A 24,589-nucleotide genomic window follows, 5' to 3' on the forward strand; every position below is an offset into this window, starting at 1 on the left:
AATGATGGAGATTGTAATATACGAAGGCATCAAGGTCCCCTCCTTTTAAATTATTATTAATTCTACAAAGCACGCGTAACATTCTTAGAAAATAAAAAAAGAAGATTATATTTTTATCATTAAAACAATAAATCAGTGCTTCAATATTTCAATTTTGTGTGAGAGAATAGGAACATAATCAAATACAGGCAGCAATTGAAAAATATTTATAGGAAAAGGGGATTAAGCAAATGAAAAAAATTTTGCTTGGTGCAATTGTATCTGCATTTTTATTAACAGGATGTTCAAATGTGACAAATTCAAAAGAGTTAAAGATGGGAGAAGTCTTTAATAGTGGAAAAGAGAATGTTAGTTATCTGATAGATTATTCTAGTGACTATACGGAAGATGTTGATAAAGATTCTTATGTCGATTATGTGATTATTTCTAAAAAAGGTGAAACTAAATTTTATTATATGGAAGACAGTGATATTACATTAGGTGAAGTTACGAAAATGAGCAACGATGAGGTTAAAGAAAAAGCATTAGAACTTTATAAAAATAACTTCAATGAAAATAAGAACGATGAGTTATCAAACCTAAAAACAAGTATAGAAGATCATTATGGTGTATATGATAGAAGTGAAAAGCAAAAATTTAAGAAAAGATATAATGAATTGAAAAATAAACAATACTTAGAACCAGAATTTGAAAAAATGAATTTAAAAGTAGTTACAGACGGTTCTGGTAATGAAACAAAATATGAAAAATTTACATTTAAGAGACAATGGAGTGGTGGTGAATACACATTACCAGTATCCGTTCCTATTTATCCTTTTGATATTTACGATAAGAAATATGCTGGTGTTAAAAGTAAAAAAGAGAATGCATATCTTATTACTGAAGTAGGAGACAAAGTTGAAGAGGTTGTGCTTGATTCTAAAGATGATAAATATGTAGATGAGGTAGATTAATCAATAATGCATATCGATTTGTATAGAAATGAATCTAGATGAAGGCATCAAAGGTTAGGTTTAAAATCTAACTTTTAGGGGTGTTTTCTTTTTAGAACCGGTTATCTAGGTGTATTTTTCTACTCCCTCTCCTTTTGTTATAATAAACAAAAGGGGTGAGGCTATGGAAAGGTTTATGTATGCATTAAAATTCGGGATCATTGCTATGCTTGTTCAATGTACGATGAAATATATCGTGCCATTGTCAGTTATCCATGAACACATATTTATATTTTCCATAGCAAATGGAATATTACTTGTTGCACTTACTTTCCTTTTACTAGGGAAAATGCCAAAAAATGATATAAAAGAGCCGTAAAGAAATGATGAACATCTCTTCTTTACGGCTTTTCTACGTTATAAGTCAAGGTAATGTAATGTGAAGGTTAAGTCTTTCTCTAGATGTGTTTTTAGTAAGTTTACGGCATGATCAATTTCTCTATTTTCTAATGCGGTCACAATTTCTTTATGTTCATCAATCAGACCATGACGTCGCTTATTAATGACAGTTTTACTGAATAGGAAGATAAAGCCTTTCATCTTTTCATAGGTTTCCATAATAAATTCGTTATGTGTGGCACTCATTAGTTTTTTATGAAATTGATCGTTTGTTTCAATGACCAAGTTTTCATCTGCTTCTACATCAATACTTGTATAACTGCGTAGTTCATCGATATCTTCTTGGACAAAGACGATGGCTGCTTTTTTGAGTGCGTGTGTTTCGAGTAAGATGCGTAGCTCAAATATCTTTCTAAATTCTTCTGCGTTCGGAATGAAAATAAAGCCGTCTTTAATTAAATATTCCATTTCTAATTGTTTGATTGCTTCTCGAATAGGCGTGCGACTGACATGATATTTTTCAGCCATTTTTACTTCTGTAATTTTTTCACCAGGTTTTAAAATACCGTTAATAATATCATCTCGCATTTGTTGATAGACAGGTGTTTCTTTACGCATCATATGGTTATCCTCCTTAACAAAATTAGTGTACTACAAAATGAATAAGAAGAAAAATGTATACAATTTAAGATAAATGATATACAATAACAAAAGAAAACGTTTACATTTGGAGGGGTACACATGAAAATTGGATGCATTGGACTTGGTATTATGGGAAAACCGATGGCGAAAAATTTTATTCATGCAGGACATGAGGTTTATGTATATGACGTGAATGAAGCGGCTGTGAATGAGTTGGTTCAATTAGGTGGGAAGTCTGCATCAATGGCAGTTATGGCTGAAGAAGCAGATTACATTATTACGTCGTTACCAAATGGTGAAATTGTAAAAGCAGTACTGTATAGTGGTCAAGATGCCTTGACAACGCAAGCAACGATTAATACGAAATATGTGATTGATACAAGTTCTATTACACCAAGTGATGCAATGGAAATTCATAAAACATTAGAAGATGTTGGCGTGCAGTATTTTGATGCGCCAGTGAGCGGTGGGGAACCACTTGCGATAACAGGTGAACTAGCTGTCATGATTGGTTGTGATGAAGGTGCGCTAGAAACAGTGGAAAGCGTATTAGATCCGATTGCACGTTCTGTGATTAGAGTCGGTGATGTGGGGGCAGGTAGTGTTGTGAAACTTGCAAACCAAATTATTGTAAATACGAATATTGTGGCACTATCTGAAGCGGTTGTATTGGCGAAAAAATTCAATATTCAACTAGAAGATATGTTTGAAGCAATTCGTGGTGGTCTCGCAGGTTCAGCGGTGATGGAAGCGAAGTTCCCTAAGATGATCGCAGAGGATTATGCGCCTGGCGGAACGATTCATATTAACTATAAAGACTTAAAAAATGTCATGATGACGGCAGATACAGCTAATTTGGCATTACCAGTGGCGAATATGGTGAAGGAAATGTATAAGGCAGAAGTTGCATCTGACCGAGCAACGAATGATCATTCAGGTGTGATCAAATATATTGAAAACATTAACAAACTGTAGGTGATAGGCATGCTTAATCGACAATTGATTGAACAACAACAAGGTGATGAGATTCGTAAAGGTCTTGATACATTAAATTTTAAAATCGTTGTATTAGATGATGATCCAACAGGGACACAAACAGTGAAAGATTTACCAGTGTATACAGATTGGTCTTTACAGTATATTGAAGATGGATTCCAACAACCTCACAATATGTTCTATATTTTAACGAACTCACGTGCACTCACAGAAACAGAAACAACAACATTACACACTACTATTATTGAAAATATTGAAGCTATTTCTCAAAAATTAGATGTACCTTATATGGTGATTAGCCGTGGGGATTCTACATTGCGTGGTCATTTCTATTTAGAACCAAAAGTTTTAAATGACGCAGCAGATGAGCCATTTGATGCGGTATTTTACTTACCAGCATTTTTTGAAGGGAATCGTTTTACATATGAAGGTGTGCATTATTTAGAAGATAACGGAACCCTTATGCCAGTGGCTGACAGTGAGTTTGCAAATGATACAACATTTGGATTTAAGAGCACAACAATGGCAGATTTTATTGATGAGAAAAGTAATGGTGAGATTAAAGCTGATAATGTGAAACATATTACGCTCCAACAATTAAGAAATAGAGAGAAACTGTTTGATGTGTTTGCGCAGCTTTCAAATTTTGATGCAGTAGTCGTAGATGCGTTGAATGATGAAGATATGGATTACTTTGTAGCGAGCTTAATTACATTTCTAAATCAACAGCCGAAGCGTTTTATTTTTAGAACAGCGGCCTCATTCGTGAAAGCAATTTGTCAGACACCAGGTGAAATCATTCAACTTAATGATTATCAACAGAGTGGACATGGGGGATTGATGATTGTCGGTTCACATGTGAAGAAATCATCAGATCAATTACAGCATTTATTATCAAATACAGATATTGAAGCCGTAGAATTTGGTGTCAAAATATTAGAAACGCCTGATTTACTTGAAGGTTATATTCAAGATTTAACACAACGAGTAGAGAAATTATTAAGTGAAGGTAAAGATGTCGCATTGTATACATCACGTGATGTTGTGAAGACAAATGATATTAATCAAAACTTAAATATTTCAACGCAGATTTCTAATAGCTTGGTACAAATTGTACAAGATTTAGCGATTCAACCAAGTTTTATCATTGCGAAAGGTGGCATTACGTCGAGTGATGTCGCAACGAAAGGACTTGGTATTAAGAAAGCAGAAGTGATTGGACAAGTGACGGCAGGTGTACCGGTATGGCTCACAGGAGAAGAAGCGAAATATGCTGGTATGCCATATGTGATTTTCCCAGGAAATGTTGGGGATGTTGAAACGTTAACGAATGTCTATGAAATAAACAAAACACGTAAAGGTTAAGAGAGGGGTTACTGATATATGTTGGGAGAGTTCTGGCCGATTATTGGCGTTATTATTGGTGTTGCATTATTACTATTCTTAATTATGGGATTAAAACTGAATACCTTTATTGCCTTAATTGTTACATCAATGGTAACGGGTATTATTCTAGGTATGCCGATTGATCAAGTTGTTGCGACAGTTGAAAAAGGGATGGGCGATACCCTTGGTCATATTGCGATTATTTTTGGTCTTGGGGCTATTTTAGGTAAGCTACTATCAGATGGTGGCGGTGCGACGAAAATTGCTGATACATTGATTGTCACATTTGGTGCGAAACATGTGACATGGGCAATGATTATTGCATCATTTATTATTGGTATTTCACTATTCTTAGAAGTGGCGTTTGTCTTATTAATTCCACTTGTTTTTACTTTGGCGAAACGTATGGATATTCCAAGATTACAAGTTGGTTTGCCAATGACTGCAGCGATTGCGGTGACACATGGATTCTTACCACCTCATCCGGGTCCAGTAGCAATTGCTGAAGCAGTCGATGCAAATGTCGGTTATGTATTAATGTATGGAATTATTATTGGTATTCCACTAGCAATGATTGTAGGGGCTACTTTCCCTGCTGTTGCACGTAAACTGGTACCTTCTGCGTTTAATCAAGAAAATGAAGTGGATGCGGTAAATGGTGTAGAAGAATTAAAAGTAGATAAATTACCAAGCTTTGGTATCAGTTTATTAACAGCGCTTTTACCGGTTATCTTGATGATTATTGCAACGATTGTACAACTTGTAACAGGTCATGAAGACGGTAAAGCGAGTGGATTAGAAGGATTTATTTACTTCCTTGGATCTTCATCAACAGCGATGTTAATTGCAGTGTTATTTGCTATTTATACAATGGGTATTAGACAGCAACGTACAATGAACCATATTATGGATTCGGTTACAGCCGCTATTACACCGATTGCGATGTTATTACTAATTATTGGTGGTGGCGGTACATTCAAGCAAGTGTTAATTGATGGTGGTGTCGGTGATGCGATCTCTAATATATTCAGTGATACAAGCATGTCACCGATTGTCTTAGCTTGGTTGGCAGCCGCGCTGATGCGCTTAGCATTAGGTTCAACAACGGTATCTGCCATTTCATCAGTGGGTATCGTACTCCCAATGTTACAATCATCAGATGTGAATTTAGCACTCGTTGTATTAGCAATCGGTGCAGGTAGTATCTTCTGTTCACATGTGAATGACGCCGGATTCTGGATGTTCAAAGAATATTTTGGCTTATCAATGAAAGAAACATTTCTAACATGGACATTGTTAGAATCTATTTTATCCGTATTAGGATTAGGTTTTGTTCTACTACTAGGTATGATTATTTAAGAGATTGATATAAAACAGTGGAGACGTATGCGCTTCACTGTTTTAATGCATTAGCGTTTAAAGCGTTTTTACACATTGTTGCTAGTTAGATATAAATAAAAGATGATAATTTTTATGATGCTATGTAAACTTATATTGAATGGTAGTGTTCTCGTGATATAATATAAGTGTAAATGAGTCGGCGTTGTGGCGCAGACATAAAATTAATACTACACTAACTTGAATCGGCGTTGTGGCGCAGATATAAAAATTAATACTACATTACTAGAGTCGGCGTTGTGGCGCAGACATAAAATTAATACTACATGAAAAGATACTAATTGTATTGGTATAGCAGTATGTCATAGAAAAGGCGTTTATAACGTCTTTTCTATTATTTTGGAGTGAATGATTAATGGAAATTGTGTGTTTAGACCAACAGTTATTTCTCAAAGATTATTTACAAGGACAAGAAATTATTGATAATAAAGGGGGAAGTAGACCTTATTATTATTCTTTTAAAAATGGGACTAATAGAATTTGTATACCATTTAGAAGCAACTGTAAAACAGTCCCAAACAAATATAAAATCCACCTTGGATATGAACAGCCTAATAAGCCGCATTCTGCTTTAGATTTAACTAAATTAATTGTCATTAGTAATCAGGACTATTTACAGCATAAAACGAAAGTACATATCCCCAAAAACGTAAATAACTATTTAAAGCAACAACATTCTGCAGTTCAACGTAAGTATAATGCTATGATTAAAGATTATATTTATGCTAAAGCTACATTGAAATCTATCCCCTTGGTAAAATATTCCACTCTACAATATTTTCATGATGAATTAAAACTTAATAATAAGATAAATCGTTCTTAAAAAATTAAGATCTTAAATATGGATGAAATACAATAAATGTGTTTCTAGAAGTCAATATACAGTATCTAAATAATGAGATTTTAACTTAACAGAGAGGTAATCCCCTTTATTCCAATAGCAACACGACTAGGTCAGACTACCCTTACACTTCCGGCACTCAGAGGGGTGTCTTGTCTGTCTTAATATTGCCATTATGTTGTGAATGAAATTGGTGTATGATGAAGATATAAGCATGAAGATACTGGGGGTTATTTTGGTGACGCAAGCACAGCCAAAATTTTTAACAATTTATAATACACTTTATGAAGAAATACAAATGGGCAAGTTTCCAGGTGGAGAGTCATTACCAACAGAGAAGGTGCTGTGTGAACGTTTTGGTGTGAGCCGCATGACGTTACGCCAGGCAATCAAGTTATTGACGGAAGATGGTGTCGTTGAGAGTATTCGTGGGAAAGGGCATTTTGTTGTGTCACAACATCGCGATCATAGTACATCGAGTATGGCGCATCTGGCGCACCCACTCCAACAGATGTCACGTGAGGCAATGACTTTAGAAACGATTCACTATCGTGTGGATTTGGAAAGTGAATATACGAATCATCTGTTTCCAGATCATCCTTCTGCCGTGGTGGCGATGGAGCGTTATTATGTTCGTGAAGGAAATACGTCTAAAAACACGGATGCGATGTGTTTTACTTTTATTCCTATCAATGTGATTGATCTGTATGAGGTGTCAACGCAAGATGAAGCAGCGGTGCGTGCATTTGTTGAAGAACAGGTATACCAATATGCGGCACAGTCGGATTTGAAGTTTTCAATGACACAGAACCCACATTTTGCACATGATGGATACACATTTGATGGTGGGGATCATTGTTGGCTCGTTGCGGAGACGTTATACACTGGCCATGAGAGTCCCGTGATGATTAATAAGTGGTACGTGCCGAATATACAGGCCGATATTAATGTCACACGAATGAAAGAAACGACATAGACAAGCTCTGTTGTATAGTAGAAGTTGTCTAAAATGAATACAAGTTGTCTAGATGATAATCATCATATAAAAAGAAAAGTCATATGAGGCTTTGCACGTAGAGAGTGCAGTCTTATATGGCTTTTTTGTTGCTTTGAATATATGGGGGATCCTTGTAGAATAAGGTTTTTTTAGTATTTTAATAGATATATGGCTCTTTCCGAGATGTGTGATAACTGCTCAAATACATTGTTCGTCAATTTGTCACAAATTACATATTGAAAGCGCTATCCATAAGCGTTAAGATATAAGTGGTTAGACAAATAGACAAATTACTATACAACTCGGAGGTCGTTATTTATGAAAGCTACACCACATATTAAGCCGATGAACGGCGTTGAAATTGCTGAAACAGTTTTATTACCAGGAGATCCATTACGTGCGAAGTTTATTGCGGAGACATACTTAGAAGATGTACAACAGTTTAACGGCGTGAGAAACATGTTTGGTTACACTGGTACTTACAAAGGTCAAAAAGTATCTGTCATGGGTTCGGGTATGGGTATTCCTTCAATTGGTATTTATTCTTATGAGTTGATTCACACATTTGGATGTAAGAAATTAATTCGCGTTGGTTCATGTGGCGCAATGCAAGAAAACATCGACTTATACGATGTCATCATTGCTCAAGGTGCATCAACAGACTCAGACTACGTGAAACAATACAACTTACCAGGACACTACGCACCGATTGCATCATACAACTTGTTAGAGGGTGCAGTAAGCAAAGCACGTGAAAAAGGTGTTAACTATCACGTAGGTAATATCTTATCAAGTGACATTTTCTACAATGCTGATGAAACAGCGAACGAACGTTGGCAACGTATGGGCATCTTAGGTGTTGAAATGGAATCTGCAGCGTTATACATGAATGCAACATATGCAGGCGTTGAAGCATTAGGTGTCTTTACAGTAAGTGACCATCTTATTCATAACAAAGCAACAACACCAGAAGAAAGAGAACGTGCGTTTACAGATATGATTGAAATTGCACTATCTCTCATTTAAGGAGTGGCGACGATGACAACAGCATCATATGACAAAATTAAAAAAGCTGTACCGATTTTACTCTTCCTATTCGTATTTAGTTTAGTAATCGACAACTCATTCAAATTAATCTCAGTTGCGATTGCGAATGATTTAAATATTTCTGTAACAACAGTGAGTTGGCAAGCGACTCTTGCAGGTCTTGTAATTGGTATTGGAGCAGTGGTGTATTCATCACTCTCTGATGCGATCAGTATTCGTACACTGTTCATTTACGGCGTATTTTTAATCATTATCGGTTCTATTATTGGTTATATTTTCCAAAGCAACTTCCCACTGTTATTAGCAGGACGTATTATTCAAACAGCAGGGCTTGCAGCGGCAGAAACGTTATATGTTATTTATGTAGCGAAGTACTTATCTAAAGAAGATCAGAAGACATATCTTGGTTTGAGTACAAGTAGTTATTCATTATCACTTGTTATCGGAACGTTATCAGGTGGCTTTATTTCAACGTATCTTCACTGGACAAACATGTTCTTAATCGCGTTGATCGTTGTGTTTACGTTACCGTTCTTATTCAAACTGTTACCAAAAGAAGAATCAGAGAACAAAGCGCATCTTGACTTCATTGGTTTAGTCTTAGTGTCTACAATTGCAACAACAGTGATGTTATTTATCACGAACTTTAACTGGTGGTACTTAGCAGCTGCATTGGTTGTCATCGCGATTTTCGCTCTATATATCAAAAATGCGAAACACCCATTGGTTGATAAGAAATTCTTCCAAAACAAACGTTATGCATCATTCTTATTTATCGTATTTGTGATGTATATGATACAACTTGGTTATATTTTCACGTTCCCATTCATTATGGAACAAATCTATCACTTTGAATTAGATACAACATCATTATTACTCATCCCAGGTTACTTGGTAGCTGTGGTGGTTGGTGCATTGAGTGGTAAAATTGCGAACTTCTTAAATTCAAAACAAGCGATTATTACAGCGATTACGTTAATTGCCTTGAGCTTGTTCTTACCAGCGTTCGCAGTGGGACAACACGTTTCTATCTTCGTTATCTCAATGATTTTCTTCGCAGGTAGTTTTGCGTTAATGTATGCACCATTATTAAACGAAGCAATTCGTACAATCGACGTAAATATGACAGGGGTAGCGATTGGATTCTACAACTTGATCATTAACGTTGCAGTATCAGTAGGTATTGCGATTGCGGCGGCTTTAATTGATCTTAAAGCACTTAATTTCCCGGGTAATACAGCCCTTACATCACACTTTGGTGTAATCTTAGCTATCTTAGGCGTGATGAGTATCGTTGGACTTGTATTATTCATTATCTTAAACCGTTGGACAAAAACAGAAGCATAAAAGGAGTTATAACATGAACTACGAAAAATATATTGATCACACATTATTAAAACCAGAATCAACACGTCAACAAATTGACAAGATTATTGAAGAAGCGAAAGAATACAACTTCAAATCAGTTTGTGTCAACCCAACACACGTGGCATATTCAGCAGAAAAATTAGCAGATTCAGATGTACTTGTTTGTACAGTGATTGGTTTCCCACTCGGTGCCTCAACGTCTGAAGTAAAAGCATGTGAAACAAAAGATGCCATTTCTAAAGGCGCAGACGAAATCGATATGGTTATTAATATCGGCGCATTAAAAGATGGTCGCTATGATGATGTTCAAGCAGACATCGCGGCAGTTGTGAAAGCGTCTGGCGACAAAACAGTCAAAGTGATTATTGAAACAGTGTTATTAACAGACGAAGAAAAAGTGAAAGCTTGTGAATTATCAAAAGCAGCAGGCGCAGACTTCGTGAAAACATCAACAGGTTTCGCAGGCGGTGGCGCAACACCGGAAGATGTGAAGTTAATGAAAGATACAGTAGGTGACGCACTTGAAGTGAAAGCATCAGGTGGTGTACGTAACTTGGCAGACTTCCAAGCGATGTTAGAAGCAGGCGCAACACGTGTCGGCGCAAGTGCAGGCGTACAAATTATGCAAGGATTAGAAGCAGATACAGATTATTAAGAGAGACAAATCATACGAGGAGTGATTGTGATGACAGCACCATTTCAACGTGTCCATTTAATCGTTATGGACTCTGTCGGTATCGGGGAAGCGCCTGATGCGAAAGCGTTCAACGATGAAGGATCACATACGTTAAAACATACATTAGAAGGCTTTGATCAAAAGTTACCAAACTTAGAACGTCTCGGTCTTGGAAACATTGATGACTTACCAGTCGTTGGGCGTGTCGATGCCCCATCTGCATACTACACAAAAATGAGTGAAGCATCCGTTGGGAAAGATACGATGACAGGTCATTGGGAAATCATGGGCTTAAACATTAATGAACCATTCAAAGTGTATCCAAACGGCTTCCCAGATGAACTTGTTGAGGAAATCGAACGCCTGACAGGACGTAAAGTCGTAGCGAACCGTCCAGCATCAGGGACACAAATCATTGATGAGTGGGGTGCGCATCAGATGGAAACAGGCGACTTGATCGTCTACACATCTGCCGACCCTGTGCTACAAATCGCAGCCCATGAAGACATTATTCCACTTGAAGAACTGTATGATATTTGTGAGAAAGTTCGTGAATTAACGAAAGATCCGAAGTACTTAATCGGACGTATCATTGCTCGTCCATATGTGGGTGAACCAGGTAACTTCACACGTACAAGTAACCGTCACGACTACGCATTGAAACCATTCGGTCGTACCGTGATGAATACATTGAAAGATACCGATCATGATGTCATTGCGATTGGTAAAATCAATGATATTTATGATGGTGAAGGTGTGACAGAAGCGATCCGTACGAAGAGCAACATGGACGGTATGGATCAATTAATGAACGTCGTGAAGAAAGACTTCAAAGGCTTAAGCTTCTTAAACCTTGTAGACTTCGATGCGCTATATGGTCACCGTCGTGATAAGCCAGGTTACGCACAAGCATTGAAAGACTTTGACGAACGTTTGCCTGAACTATTAGACAATATGCGTGAAGATGACTTATTAATTATCACTGCTGACCACGGTAATGACCCAACAGCAGAGGGTACAGACCATACACGTGAATATATTCCGGTATTGTTCTACAGCCCGAAATTCAAAGGTGGCGCAGCCCTTGAAGGCGACACAACATTTAGCTCAATCGGTACAACAATCGCTGATAACTTCGGTGTTGAATTACCAGAATTTGGCCGTAGTTATTTAAAAGAATTGAAATAATATCAAGAAAACCTCTATCACTGTACGCACAGGATAGAGTTTTTTGTTCGTTTAGTTGTTGTTTTGAAGTTGTTTAACGACAGATACCATGTCGTCATGAATGACAAGTTGGGCGTCGCGATCAAATGGTGTTGGATCACGGTTAATGATCACAAGATTTTGGCCGGTAAAGTTGGAGATGAGCCCGGCAGCTGGCTGTACAAGTAGTGAAGATCCTAAAACGATAAGTGTATCAGCATTTTGTAGCTTATTAAGGGCACTAAAAATAGTTGGTTCATCGAGCATTTCTCCGTATAGCACAATATCAGGACGAATGGGTCCATCAGATTCTGGGCAACGTAATAGATGTTGGTCGATTACTTCAGCCTTCGTATACGTATGTGTATTTTTTGTACAGTAAAAACGATTGAGTGTACCATGCAATTCATCTACTTTTTGACTCCCTGCATCAGAATGTAAGCCGTCGATATTTTGTGTAATGACTCCAAGAGAGCGTCCTTGCGCCTCTAACTGTGCGATCCAATCATGAACAGGATTTGGCTTTTTATCAGAAAACAGCAAGTACTGATGGCAAAATTCCATAAAATCAACAGGGTCTGCTTTTAAATAATCATGGCTTAATAAGTACTCTGGTGAGGCTCCCTTTTGTTCAATTGCATGATACAAACCATCGTCTGATCGGAAGTCAGGGATACCGCTAGCGACTGAAACACCCGCACCTGTGAAGAAAACGATACGATCAGAAGTATCAATGATTTCTTTTAGTTTTTTGATTGAAGTATTCATTTTGTATCACTCCGTTTTTAGTGATTGATGTTGATACATTAATCGTAACATATGTTTATTTCAGGCGTGAAGTACCCATTCTCTAAGTATTATGGCGATGTATGATTTGAGTTTCTAAAGTTCGGATATTATTAAAAATTCATATTGTTGTTTAAATATTAAATTTATAACAAATCAATATTTTTCCTTTGAAATAAAGATAAAGTGCTTACAATTCATAAATAGAAATTTAAGGTATTTTTTCAATATTTTTGAGATATTTTTTGGAAACGTTATCTTATTAGTGCAGTTACACAACAATGAATAAGTTTAATTATTTATTTGAATGATGAAAATGGTTTTACAAAAGGCGAAACAAGCATTTTGGCTATATTACTTTTTACACTTGTTATTTTATGTGAAAATCACAAGAAACAATTATATTGTCCACAAGATGAAATTTTAATTAATATTAAGCAATATCAATATAATTTTATAGCCTAAATATACCATTATATTGTATGAAAATTTGTAATGGGAGTTTTGCAATGACAAGGAAATCAAGGGAATTTAATAAGAGTCTTAGAGAAGAAAAAGCGAGAGTGAAGCTTTATAAATCTGGTAAAAACTGGGTTAAAGCAGGTTTAAAAGAGATTCAATTACTTAAAATGTTAGGCTTGTCGTTTGTGATAGACAAGATTGATAAAGAGCAAAACGATAAAACAAATGTCGGCACAATCATCAAAGACAACGCACTTAAAACGACAGCCATTACAGGCGGATTATTTACAGTTAATATGTTGCATGATCAACAAGCATTAGCAGCATCTGAAACACCAGTCACATCTGAATTGGCAACAAATAGCCAAACAGTCGGTGACCAAACTTCTGTAGTGATTCAACAATCACAGTCAACGGTTGAAAGTGAACAACCATCAGAAACAAGTGAATCCCAAATCGCAAGTGAGAGCGAAACGTCATCAGAAAGTACATCTACAGAAAGTGAAAGTAAGCAATCCACTTCTGAAGAACAATCAAGTGCATCTGAATCAGAATCGAAGTCGTTATCACAATCTGAAAGTGAAAGAGCCTCACAATCAATAAGTGAGCGTCAATCAGAATTAAAAAATACGAGCGAACAATCAGAAACTTTAAATAAAAATATAACATCAGAACAAACACAAACTTCTGATAAAGCAGATACAACTTCAACTATTGAAGTGACATCAAATAGCACAACAACAGCGGAAGTAACAACTTCTCAGTCGACATCTACATCTCAAGCAGTTGAAAAACAGGTTCAAAACTTGAGTGGTTTTGCTTTCCGTTCGGTTGATTATTCATTATCACGTGCGGCAACAACTGTACCAACAGAACAAGTATTTACGGGGTCAGGAACAGATACGCTATATGGCCAAACGATTTACTACAAATTAAAGGTAACGAGTGATGGAAAAAATATGACATTCCAATATACAGTGTCATATGATAATCCAAATACGGATACAATAGAGAAACCGAAGAATAGTAATGTAACGATTGCAGCTTCACAAGATAGTTTAACAAACATGCTGAAACTAGGGAGTGCGTATGGTACACCAACGACAGCTACAGTGGGTATTACACCAGCAGGATATTCTGACACGTTCCTTACAAAACCAGTTCCTAAAAATTTTGGTGTTAATGCAAAAGATGGTGGTTACTGGTGGGACACAAGTATTCTTAATAAATTATATGCAGATCAAGGTGCAGGGTTAACAACTCAGATTACAGTCCCTATCACAAACCCATCTGGTGATACAGCTTGGTCATTCAAACCGTTTGCGACACAGGATGGAAGTAACCAAGGAAACTACTTCAATTTGGTAGGAGAAATCCCAGGAACGGAACCGATTTCAAGCGCGTCTCAAAGCCAATCTATTTCTATTAGTGAATCACAAGCTTCAACAAGCAGGTCTATATCGACGAGTGTGAGCCAAGCGAATAGTCAGAGTGCTAGTACATCAACAAGCATTGCAAATAGTCAAAGTGCAAGTACAAGTGTAGCGAATAGCCAGAGTGCAAGTACCTCGCAAAGTATTGCAAATAGCCAAAGTGCGAGTACAAGTAAAGCAAATAGTGAAAGCATGAGTGCGTCGACAAGCAAGTCAGCAAGTACGAGTCTTTCAAATAGCCAAAGTGCGAGTACAAGTAAAGCAAATAGTGAAAGTATGAGTGCGTCAACGAGCAAGAGCATCTCAGAAAGCACAAGTATTGAGAATAGTGAAAGCGTAAGTGCCTCAACGAGCAAGAGCATCTCAGAAAGTACAAGTATTGAGAATAGTGAGAGTGTAAGTGCGTCGACAAGCAAGTCAGAAAGCACAAGCATTGAGAATAGTGAAAGCGTAAGTGCCTCAACGAGCAAGAGCATCTCAGAAAGTACAAGTATTGAGAATAGTGAGAGTGTAAGTGCGTCGACAAGTAAGAGCATCTCAGAAAGTACAAGTATTGAGAATAGTGAGAGTGTAAGTGCGTCGACAAGTAAGAGCATCTCAGAAAGTACAAGTATTGAGAATAGTGAAAGCGTAAGTGCCTCAACGAGCAAGAGCATCTCAGAAAGTACAAGCATTGAGAATAGCGAGAGTGTAAGTGCGTCGACAAGCAAGAGCATCTCAGAAAGTACAAGTATTGAGAATAGTGAGAGTGTAAGTGCGTCGACATCAGTAAGCGAATCAGCTTCAGCATCGACAAGTGCATCAATATCAGTAAGCGAGTCTGGTTCAGCGTCAACAAGTGCGTCGACATCAGTAAGCGAAAGTGGTTCAGCATCGACAAGTGCGTCAACGTCAGTGAGCGAATCAGCTTCAGCGTCAACAAGTGCGTCGACATCAGTAAGCGAATCTGATTCAGTATCAACAAGTACATCGACATCAGTAAGTGAATCAGTATCTGGATCAACAAGCACGTCAACATCAGCGAGTGAATCAGTATCTGGATCAACAAGCGTGTCGACATCAGCAAGTGAATCAGCTTCAGCATCAGTAAGCGAAAGTGGTTCAGCATCGACAAGTGCGTCAACGTCAGTGAGCGAATCAGCTTCAGCGTCAACAAGTGCGTCGACATCAGTGAGCGAATCTGATTCAGTATCAACAAGTACATCGACATCAGTAAGTGAATCAGTATCTGGATCAACAAGCACGTCAACATCAGCGAGTGAATCAGTATCTGGATCAACAAGCGTGTCGACATCAGCAAGTGAATCAGCTTCAGCATCAACAAGTACATCGACATCAGCAAGAGAGTCTGCTTCAGCATCGACAAGCGCTTCAGCATCAGTAAGCGAATCAGCTTCAGCATCGACAAGCGTGTCGACATCAGTAAGTGATTCAGTTTCAGCGTCAACAAGCGCATCGACATCGGTGAGCGAATCTAATTCAGCATCAACAAGTGCGTCGACATCAGTGAGTGAATCTAATTTAGCGTCAACAAACGCATCGACATCGGTGAGCGAATCTAATTCAGTATCAACAAGTGCGTCGACATCAGCAAGTGAAAGTGACTCAGCATCAATGAGTGATTCAACTTCAGCAAGTGAATCAGTATCTGGATCAACAAGCGTGTCGACATCAGCAAGTGAATCAGCTTCAGCATCGACAAGTGCATCAACGTCAGTGAGCGAATCAGCTTCAGCATCGACAAGCACATCAACATCAGTGAGCGATTCGGCTTCAACATCAACAAGCGCGTCAACGTCAGTAAGTGACTCAGCTTCAGCGTCAATGAGTACGTCAACGTCAGTGAGTGAGTCTGATTCAGCATCAACAAGTGCATCAACATCAGTGAGCGAAAGTGATTCAGCGTCAACAAGCGCATCGACATCAGAGAGCGTTTCAACTTCAGTAAGCGAATCAGTATCTGGATCAACAAATACATCATTATCAGAAAGCACATCAATTTCTGAAAGTAACTCAACATCAATGAGTGCATCAGCTTCAACAAGCATGAGTACTTCAATGTCAATGAGTGCAAGCACTTCGACATCAATGAGCACTTCAACTTCAACAAGTATGAATGGTTCAATGTCAACAAGTACATCAACATCAATGCACACAAGCGAGTCTATGTCACAAAGTCAAGCATCTCATAGTACATCTATGGTAGACTCAGCTAAAGGAGAACTTCCTGAGACAGGACAAGCAGCATCAGAAAATAACTATGGTCTGATGGGTGGCGTTGCAGCGTTACTTGGAGGACTAGGATTGTTTAAAAGATCTAAAAAAGAGCAAAAGAAAGAACAGTCTAAGTAATAATAAATAATATGACATGCGTTGGAGAGGCAGCACTCTAGATGAGTGTTTGCCTCTTTGACAACATGTTTTAAAAAGAGGTTTAACGTGAAGAACAACTTATTACATCGCATCTTACATCAGTACGAATATAAAATTGTATACAAGCGGTCAGCATTTACATTATTGATTTTATTTATATACATATTGGGTAGTCGTATTCCTATTTTGAGTCAGTCAAAGATGGAGAACGGCAAGCAATCTTTTTATGAACTTGCAGTGACGAATGTCGGTGGTGATATTCAGAATCTCAATATTTTTTCTTTGGGGCTCGGTCCTTGGTTAACAGCGATGGTCGTTTTAATGCTGTTGCGTTATAAAAATGTAGAAAAAATGATGCAGATGACGCGTAAAGAGAAGCACTATCAAGAAAAGTTACTGGCATTGACTTTTAGTGTGGTTCAAGGTCTTTTTGTGATTTCGCGTCATGTAGAAATGAAGCAAGTGGATTGGACCACGATTGCGATGCTGTTAATGATTATTGTGACGGGAACGATGTTGTTGATATGGTTAGCGGATCAAAATATTCGTTATGGTATCGCAGGAGCCATGCCAATTGTCTTATTAAGTATCATCCGTTCAACACTTCGTCATCATGGAGACCCAACGTCTATGGATCACATCATCATGGGCGTCATTCTTGGTCTGATCATGTTGGTGATGTTGATTCTGTTATGCATTGAGCTGGTTGAATATCGTTTACCGTATCGTGATATTATGCAAGTCACGCAAAATAATGCCCAAACTTTTGTCGCATGGAAATTAAATCCTGCCGGCAGTATTTCGATTATGATTAGTTTATCGGTTTTTATCTTATTAAGTAGTTTAGTAAATGTGATGGCATACCTTGTTGTTGGTCAAGATCAACCGCTTCATATCATAGAACTTGGTCATCCAATAGGTGTAACCATTTATATCGTATTGCAAGTTATTTTAAGTTACGCGTTGTCACGGTTGTTAATTAACACGAAACAGAAGTCCAAAGAATTTTTGAAGGCGGGCCACTATTTTGAAGGTGTCTCACCAGGGGAAGAAACAGAACATTATTTAAATCATAAAGCACGTATTATCTGCTGGACAGGTGCACTGATGATTGGTGCAACTATCGGCATACCTTTGTACTTTTCGTTGCTAGTTCCACAGTTTTCACAACAAATCTATTTCGTCATCCAAATGATGATTATGATGTATATTAGTATCAATATCGCAGAAACCATTCGAACATATTTTTATTTCGACAAATACAAACCTTTTTTAACAAAGTATTGGTAAGGAGAATTTTATGAAATATTTCATACCGGCTTGGTATAGTCAGCAAGCTATGTGGCATAGTGAGATAGAAGAGACATCATCGACAACCGCTTTCGATGACATGATTAGTCTGATGTCGATGCATCATCAAAATGAACAGCCGTTTCAACTGATTGTCTTGAATTATAAGCCCAACTTACGCACATTTTTACATCGCTATGAATTGTTTGATGCGACATATTGGTCTGTCTTTGATGAGATTCAAGGGTTCCAACATGCGACGCCGAAAGCTGTTGACTATCGACAGTTGGATTGGCCAGTGGGGACGGAATTCATCTATTTACCATCGATGATCCGTGCGATGATGCCTGACGATCGGTATGCAAATATTCACTTTAGTCAAGAAGGGTTTGTCTCTCGTATTGATGTCTATCAGTCTGAGACAAAGCAGTATGGTTACATTGTGGATGATCGTGGTTATATATCGCGTATCGATTTTTACAATGAGGTCGGCACACATGTGAAACAACAGTATTTAACACGTACGGGTGATTGGATTCTGGAAGTGACATTACCGAGTGGAGAGGTAGCGGTTCATGCCCCATATCAATCTATGTTTTCACAAAGTCACTATCCATCTATGGAGGCTGTGATTGTTGAATATGTTACACAGTATCGCCATCGTACATTTGAGTCACAAGATACAGTGGTGATTGCTTCCGATGTCCGGCATAATGAGGCGCTCGCAAAGATTTTTTCTTCATATCATCGCTGTTATTCTGTATTTCAACAGCGACACCAAACAGTGGATGACCAAATTCAAACATTGGATCCACATGCGAATTGGCTTGTTGATACGTTGGAAAATGAACAACTATTGGCTACATATCAGGCAACACACCAGTTGACGAACCAACTGATGCGCATTACGCCATTTGATGCGCAAACATTGCCGAATATCAGTAGCCAGTTACATGAAACATATATTGGCTTATGGATAGATGGCTTGGCAGATGCACGACTTGGCCAAATTTTAGATCAACTCATGGACTATATGCATCGAGATACAGCCTTGCGACTAACGTTGTTAACGCGACGTCAGAAATATACGGTGCCACAATGGTTGGTTCAGAAAGTGGATAGTATGAATACACAATTGCAACAGCCGAATGGCTCATCAGAAGTGATGAGAGAACTGATGAAAGAAGATGAATCAACGATATTTGTGGAACTGAAAAGTGTGCCATTTGAACTGGATGTGATTGAAGCACTTGCGACGTTACGTGTGATGATTGATCTGTCACATGAACCGGACTTATTCTTACAGATCAGTAGCTTGAGTGCTGGTTTGCCACAAATCAATATGCGAGCGACAGATTATGTACAACATCGGATGAATGGCATTGTTTTAACAAGTGATTCGGAATTGCCGGACGCACTAGACTTTTACTTAATTCAATTGAAAAATTGGAATCAGTCTTATGCTTATGCAATGAAGTTAGGTAAACAATATGCGTCGGATAAAATTATTGCGCAACTAGATGTATTGATTGAAGGTGAAAGTAATGACGCGTAAGTTTAAAGTATTACAAATAGGAGACCATGACTTATCTAATGCGATGCAACAACAGTCAGAAACACTTTGGCAGTTTGTTACGACAGAGCAAGTCATAACGGAATCGGAAGCGAAACTGGAAGCCTTGTCAGAGATAGGATCGTTTGATTTTATCTTTGTTCAAGCACCATTTTCTGATGCGTTCATTCAAGTCTTAGAAACATTGAGTACACCTTACACAACCTACATTGATCAAGCGTATTGGGACACAGGTTATGCGCAAAATCCGATTGTTCAACGTCAAATCATTCGACCGTTCATATATAAAGATGATGCGGAACGATTGGAAAAGTTAAAGGCAGTAACATTTCCCGGGCAATATGGTGACAAAATCTCACCTAAGTTTTGTATGGCATCTCGATCATTTGATGGAACAGCACATTATGAAGGGAATAATGCTTTTGTGCTATCAGGACAGTTTGGGGATACCATGATGCCGTTATTAACGTGGCAACGTCATCTCATCTATGACAAAAATAAAGTGATACAAGTTTGGCCAGAATATACATTATCTGGTGATGTTGAGATTGAGTTTGTTTGTCGTCTCGTCCCATTTCGTACAACAGATCAAGTGGATGAACAATTTGTCTTGCGTCATGAGGACTTACAAACACCGTTGGAAATTCCAAGTCGTGATGATGATGCGTATATTGTTATGACGATGCGCGCGAAAGGAACAGGCACGATACGAATGGGTGCGGTTCATAAGCGTTGGTCACGTTTGGATATGGGACAATTTATTTTAGGTGGCCAACGTTATACGGATGAAGCACGTAATGAGTTTATCCATTACTTTAACCCTGGCGATATGAAGCCACCGTTGAATGTGTATTTTAGTGGTTATCGTTCTGCGGAAGGCTTTGAAGGCTTTTTTATGATGAACCAACTGAATGCCCCGTTTATTTTAATCGGTGACCCTCGTGTAGAAGGGGGCGCATTCTATCTCGGTTCGCCATCTTATGAACGTGCGATTAAGCAAGTCATTCAAAATAGATTGGATGAGTTAGGCTTTGAAAATAATGAGCTCGTATTGTCGGGACTGTCGATGGGCTCGTTCGGTGCGCTGTATTATGGAGCACAGCTGAACCCCGCAGCGATTATCGTGGGTAAACCTCTAGTTAATATCGGAACTGTTGCGAAGAATATGGCATTGGTGCGACCGAATGATTTTGGTACGTCACTCGATGTCTTGCGTAAAAATGAAGGTGACCTCTCTGAAGCAGCGATACAGCGACTGAATGACAAGTTTTGGCGTTGTTTTAACCAAGCAGACTTCTCTCAAACGACCTTTGCGATTTCCTACATGATGCATGATGACTATGACAAAGAAGCATTTAACATGTTACTGCCAATACTCAGTAGTCAACATGCACGTGTCATGCAAAGGGGTGTGCCTGGGCGACACAATGATGATTCACCGACAATTACAAGTTGGTTTGTGAACTTCTATCATCTGATACTAGAAAGTCAATTCGGAAGGGAGCGTTAAGATGCAACAAAATAGTCATGTGGTTCCATGGACACAAGTCACGCCTGATACTTTTATGTATGGATCACATTTAGAGATAACTAAACAAATGACGTACTTTGAAAATGCATTGATGCCTTCTGGATGTGTGATTCATGAATGGAAGGTGATGACAGTTTATAGTACTGATAAGGCAATTCCACAACTGCCCATTTTGAAACATGGACACACGTATCGCTTTACCTTTGATTTTGATGTGGAACCAGCAGGTGGCGTGTACTTCAAAATCAATTTTAAGAAGCGCAATGGTGTGGCGTTAGAACATATCATTATTCAATCTAAGGAAATGGACGTAACCTACCCTGACGAGGCGTTCTCTTATGAGATACAAATGATTAATGCAGCGGCAACATCAGTGCATTTTCGAGCAATCCATATTACAGACCAACAAGATGAAGTGACAAAATCTGATTTGACGATTTCACCCATTTTGAATGAACAGTCTGAAACACCAACGATGAATGTTATTTGTGTGGGGGAAGAAAGATTGACGCGTGATGTGATAGACGGTGTGCATAATGTCATTCTGATTGAACATGGACGACTGGATGATATGGAACAGATGGTGACCTGCTTAGAACCTTTAGCGCGTGGATATGCGTTAAATATGATTGGTTACACTGCTGATACGAATCGACTGGCGCATCAACTGGCCATTTCCTTGAATGCAAAAGCTTGGGTGACTTCAGAAGGTGATTTGGATGAGCAAGATATGGCAATGGTTCATGTATATGGCCAAGTGTTACAGTCACTACATCAATTGGTAATGCCTTTATTTCATAAGAGCCACCATTTACAGGATTTAGATAGAGCATTATTAAACGGAGGCATACAGTCATGAAACCATATATTCAAAATGTCATTAATGGAAGGCGTTTGAAGCGTCTTTCTAAACGATTGCGACAAGTGAATGACTGGCATGAGACGTGTCGTGCTTTAAGCGATGAGGCATTACAAGCGAAGACACATGAATTCCGTGAACGTTTAGCACAAGGCGAATCAGTGATGGACTTGTTACCGGAAGAATATGCAGTGGCACGAGAAGCAAGTTGGCGCGTACTCGGCATGTATCCTAAAGAAGTACAAGTATTAGGAGCCATTGTAATGGCTGAAGGTAATATGCCGGAAATGCAGACAGGTGAAGGGAAAACGTTAACTGCGACGATGCCGCTGTACCTACATGGACTGACGAGTAAAGGGGCTTACTTAATCACGACGAATGATTATTTGGCGGCGCGTGACTGTGAAGAGATGGCGCCATTGTTTAAATGGTTAGGACTAACGATTTCACTGGGCTTTGTAGATGAACCGGATTATGAATATCAACCGGGTGAGAAAAAAGCCATCTATGCGCATAATATTATTTATACAACGAATGGGCGTCTCGGCTTTGATTATCTCATCGATCATCTTGCGGATGGCCAAGAAGGAAAGTTCTTACCAGAGCTGTATTTTGGCATTATTGATGAAGCGGATTCGATTATTCTTGATGCTGCACAAACGCCATTAGTGATCTCAGGTGCCCCACGTGTTCAGTCGAATTTATTTGGTATTACAAAGACATTTGTAGAAACGTTAGAACAAGATCAGCATTTTGAATTGAATCTCAAAGAAAAGGCTGTGTGGTTAACGCCTGAAGGGATCGCGGCGGTGAATGCTTATTTTGGCGTGAATAATATATACGAGGCACAGATGTTCGACTTAGTGCGTAATATTAACCTAGCATTGCGTGCACGATATCTGTTTGAATCCAACTTGGACTACTTTATTTACGATGGAGAAGTCGTGTTGATTGACCGTGTGACGGGAAGAATGCTGCCGGGTACAAAGTTACAATCTGGCTTACATCAAGCGATTGAAGCGAAAGAAGGTATCGAGATCTCAAAAGACATGAGTGCGATGGCGTCGATTACGTTTCAAAATCTCTTCCGTCAATTTGAATTGTTTGCAGGTATGTCTGGGACGAGTAAGTTAGGAGAAAATGAGTTTTTAGACTTATATGGCAAAATTGTCGTTCAAATACCAACGGATAAGCCAATCGAACGTATTGATTATCCTGATCGTGTTTTTAAAGATACAGATTCAAAAAATGCAGCGATCATTGAACGTGTCTGTGAATTGTATAAAACCAACCGTCCAGTTTTGCTTATCACACGAACAGCTGAATTGGCAGAGTACTTTTCCATGCAGTTTTTCGATAGAGATATTCCGAATAACTTATTGATTGCACAAAACGTTGCTAAAGAAGCCCAAATGATTGCTGAAGCGGGACAATTGGGTGCGGTCACAGTTGCGACGAGTATGGCAGGTCGAGGGACGGATATTAAACTAGCAGAAGGTGTGAAAGAACTCGGTGGATTGGCAGTTATTGTGAGTGAGCATATGGAGAATAGCCGTGTGGACCGTCAGTTGCGTGGACGTGCTGGACGACAAGGCGACCCAGGTTCATCACAGATTTACATTTCCCTAGAAGACTATGTGGTTCAGCGTTGGGGTAAGAGTAAGCTCTTGGATAGTCAGCAACTTGAACGAATTAGTGAACAAGGATTAGACGAGAGTTGATTGTTCCAACAACGTGTGAAACATATCGTGACACGTGCACAACGCGTATCTTAAGAACAAGGGGTAGCCATGCGAGAAATGGCGAATGAGTATGAAAAAAGTTTGAGTGCGCAACGTGAGATGATTTATGAAGAACGTGATCGTGTGCTGAAACAGTGGGATATCGACAAGATGGCATTACACCAACTTGCGACAGAAGTATTTCAACAAGCGTATCGCAAACAAGCTTTGAATAATGAAGAGAACTTGCGTAATTATATATATCAGCAAATTAGTTTCAAATATACAGGACAATTAGAAGAGATTGATTTAAACCGTGAGCAAGCCGTTGTAGCCCATCTTGTATCATTATTTGAACAACAATTGGCTGCACAACAGCAAGTTATCGGTGACACATACATGTTTATGCGATTTGTGCAGAAGTCGATTCTCAAAGCGATTGATAGCAATTGGATACAACAAGTCGATCATTTACAACAACTGCGCGGGAGTATTAATAATCGACAAAACGGACAGCGTAACGCAATCTTTGAATACCATCGTGTTGCATTGGCATCTTTTGAATCCATGCGAGATGTCATTAAAACGCATATCATCCATAACTTATGTCAAAGTGTGGCGACATTTGATAAGCAAGGCGATCTCGTAATACATTTTCCAAATTAAAGAGGTG

Annotated in this window: 17 protein-coding genes and 3 pseudogenes; 17 read left to right on the forward strand and 3 right to left on the reverse strand. The window is 38.5% G+C overall.

Features of this window, described 5'->3' with window-relative positions; all coding sequences use genetic code 11:
- The first annotated feature begins 230 nt into the window (after positions 1–230).
- Positions 231–953 (forward strand): membrane lipoprotein lipid attachment site-containing protein, encoded by a 723-nt coding sequence (locus MUA88_RS00655; RefSeq protein ID WP_262605619.1) that lies wholly within the window; start codon positions 231–233, stop codon positions 951–953.
- Between the two features lie 396 nt (positions 954–1,349).
- On the opposite strand, the gene MUA88_RS00660 is transcribed toward MUA88_RS00655, so the two are convergent.
- On the reverse strand, positions 1,350–1,952 hold the full coding sequence (locus tag MUA88_RS00660) for a GntR family transcriptional regulator (RefSeq protein WP_262604266.1): 603 nt from the start codon (positions 1,950–1,952) through the stop codon (positions 1,350–1,352).
- A 120-nt stretch (positions 1,953–2,072) separates the two neighbouring features.
- Between MUA88_RS00660 and MUA88_RS00665 the strand changes: the two genes are divergently transcribed.
- From MUA88_RS00665 to deoB, 9 genes are all read left to right on the forward strand, one after another.
- On the forward strand, positions 2,073–2,948 hold the full coding sequence (locus MUA88_RS00665) for an NAD(P)-binding domain-containing protein (RefSeq protein ID WP_262604267.1): 876 nt from the start codon (positions 2,073–2,075) through the stop codon (positions 2,946–2,948).
- 9 nt (positions 2,949–2,957) lie between these two features.
- Positions 2,958–4,334 (forward strand): four-carbon acid sugar kinase family protein, encoded by a 1,377-nt coding sequence (locus tag MUA88_RS00670; RefSeq protein WP_262604268.1) that lies wholly within the window; start codon positions 2,958–2,960, stop codon positions 4,332–4,334.
- A gap of 18 nt (positions 4,335–4,352) precedes the next feature.
- Positions 4,353–5,714, forward strand: coding sequence for a gluconate:H+ symporter (locus tag MUA88_RS00675; RefSeq protein ID WP_262605620.1), 1,362 nt, complete (start codon positions 4,353–4,355; stop codon positions 5,712–5,714).
- 394 nt (positions 5,715–6,108) lie between these two features.
- Positions 6,109–6,576, forward strand: a complete 468-nt coding sequence (locus MUA88_RS00680; RefSeq protein ID WP_262604270.1) for a hypothetical protein — start codon at positions 6,109–6,111, stop codon at positions 6,574–6,576.
- 256 nt (positions 6,577–6,832) lie between these two features.
- Positions 6,833–7,570: a GntR family transcriptional regulator gene (locus MUA88_RS00685; protein WP_262604271.1), complete on the forward strand. Its 738-nt coding sequence runs from the start codon at positions 6,833–6,835 to the stop codon at positions 7,568–7,570.
- Between the two features lie 339 nt (positions 7,571–7,909).
- The gene (deoD, locus tag MUA88_RS00690; RefSeq protein WP_262605621.1) at positions 7,910–8,617 is read left to right on the forward strand and encodes a purine-nucleoside phosphorylase; all 708 of its coding nucleotides are present in this window, start codon (positions 7,910–7,912) and stop codon (positions 8,615–8,617) included.
- Between the two features lie 12 nt (positions 8,618–8,629).
- On the forward strand, positions 8,630–9,985 hold the full coding sequence (locus MUA88_RS00695; RefSeq protein ID WP_262604273.1) for an MFS transporter: 1,356 nt from the start codon (positions 8,630–8,632) through the stop codon (positions 9,983–9,985).
- A gap of 13 nt (positions 9,986–9,998) precedes the next feature.
- A complete protein-coding gene (gene deoC / locus MUA88_RS00700; RefSeq protein WP_262605622.1) occupies positions 9,999–10,661 on the forward strand; it encodes a deoxyribose-phosphate aldolase in 663 nt (220 codons plus the stop codon).
- Between the two features lie 30 nt (positions 10,662–10,691).
- Positions 10,692–11,870: a phosphopentomutase gene (deoB, locus tag MUA88_RS00705; RefSeq protein ID WP_262604275.1), complete on the forward strand. Its 1,179-nt coding sequence runs from the start codon at positions 10,692–10,694 to the stop codon at positions 11,868–11,870.
- Between the two features lie 51 nt (positions 11,871–11,921).
- On the opposite strand, the gene MUA88_RS00710 is transcribed toward deoB, so the two are convergent.
- The gene (locus tag MUA88_RS00710) at positions 11,922–12,656 is read right to left on the reverse strand and encodes an NAD-dependent protein deacylase (protein ID WP_262604276.1); all 735 of its coding nucleotides are present in this window, start codon (positions 12,654–12,656) and stop codon (positions 11,922–11,924) included.
- A gap of 527 nt (positions 12,657–13,183) precedes the next feature.
- On the opposite strand from MUA88_RS00710, the pseudogene MUA88_RS00715 reads away from it, so the two are divergent.
- Positions 13,184–13,312 (forward strand): annotated as a pseudogene (locus MUA88_RS00715) (KxYKxGKxW signal peptide domain-containing protein); the annotation flags it as partial.
- A gap of 749 nt (positions 13,313–14,061) precedes the next feature.
- On the opposite strand, the gene MUA88_RS00720 reads toward MUA88_RS00715, so the two are convergent.
- Entirely contained in the window at positions 14,062–14,280 is a 219-nt protein-coding gene (locus MUA88_RS00720) for a hypothetical protein (protein WP_262605964.1), read from the reverse strand.
- A 1,102-nt stretch (positions 14,281–15,382) separates the two neighbouring features.
- Here MUA88_RS00720 and MUA88_RS10925 point away from each other — a divergent pair.
- From MUA88_RS10925 to secA2, 6 genes and pseudogenes are all read left to right on the forward strand, one after another.
- A pseudogene (locus tag MUA88_RS10925) lies at positions 15,383–16,921 on the forward strand (LPXTG cell wall anchor domain-containing protein); the annotation flags it as partial.
- An 87-nt stretch (positions 16,922–17,008) separates the two neighbouring features.
- On the forward strand, positions 17,009–18,232 hold the full coding sequence (gene secY2, locus MUA88_RS00735; RefSeq protein ID WP_262604278.1) for an accessory Sec system protein translocase subunit SecY2: 1,224 nt from the start codon (positions 17,009–17,011) through the stop codon (positions 18,230–18,232).
- A gap of 10 nt (positions 18,233–18,242) precedes the next feature.
- Positions 18,243–19,787 (forward strand): accessory Sec system protein Asp1, encoded by a 1,545-nt coding sequence (gene asp1, locus MUA88_RS00740; protein ID WP_262605623.1) that lies wholly within the window; start codon positions 18,243–18,245, stop codon positions 19,785–19,787.
- A complete protein-coding gene (gene asp2 / locus MUA88_RS00745) occupies positions 19,777–21,315 on the forward strand; it encodes an accessory Sec system protein Asp2 (protein ID WP_262605624.1) in 1,539 nt (512 codons plus the stop codon). The genes asp1 and asp2 overlap by 11 nt, the downstream gene beginning before the upstream one ends.
- Position 21,316: 1 nt before the next feature.
- Positions 21,317–22,195 carry an accessory Sec system protein Asp3 gene (asp3, locus tag MUA88_RS00750; protein ID WP_262605625.1) on the forward strand — a complete coding sequence of 293 codons (879 nt, stop codon included), beginning with the start codon at positions 21,317–21,319 and terminating at the stop codon, positions 22,193–22,195.
- Positions 22,192–24,582: pseudogene (gene secA2 / locus MUA88_RS00755) on the forward strand (accessory Sec system translocase SecA2). Before asp3 ends, secA2 begins: the two are co-directional and overlap by 4 nt.
- Positions 24,583–24,589: the final 7 nt, after the last annotated feature.

Origin of the sequence: Staphylococcus sp. IVB6240, assembly GCF_025558425.1 — a bacterium.
Classification (GTDB): domain Bacteria; phylum Bacillota; class Bacilli; order Staphylococcales; family Staphylococcaceae; genus Staphylococcus.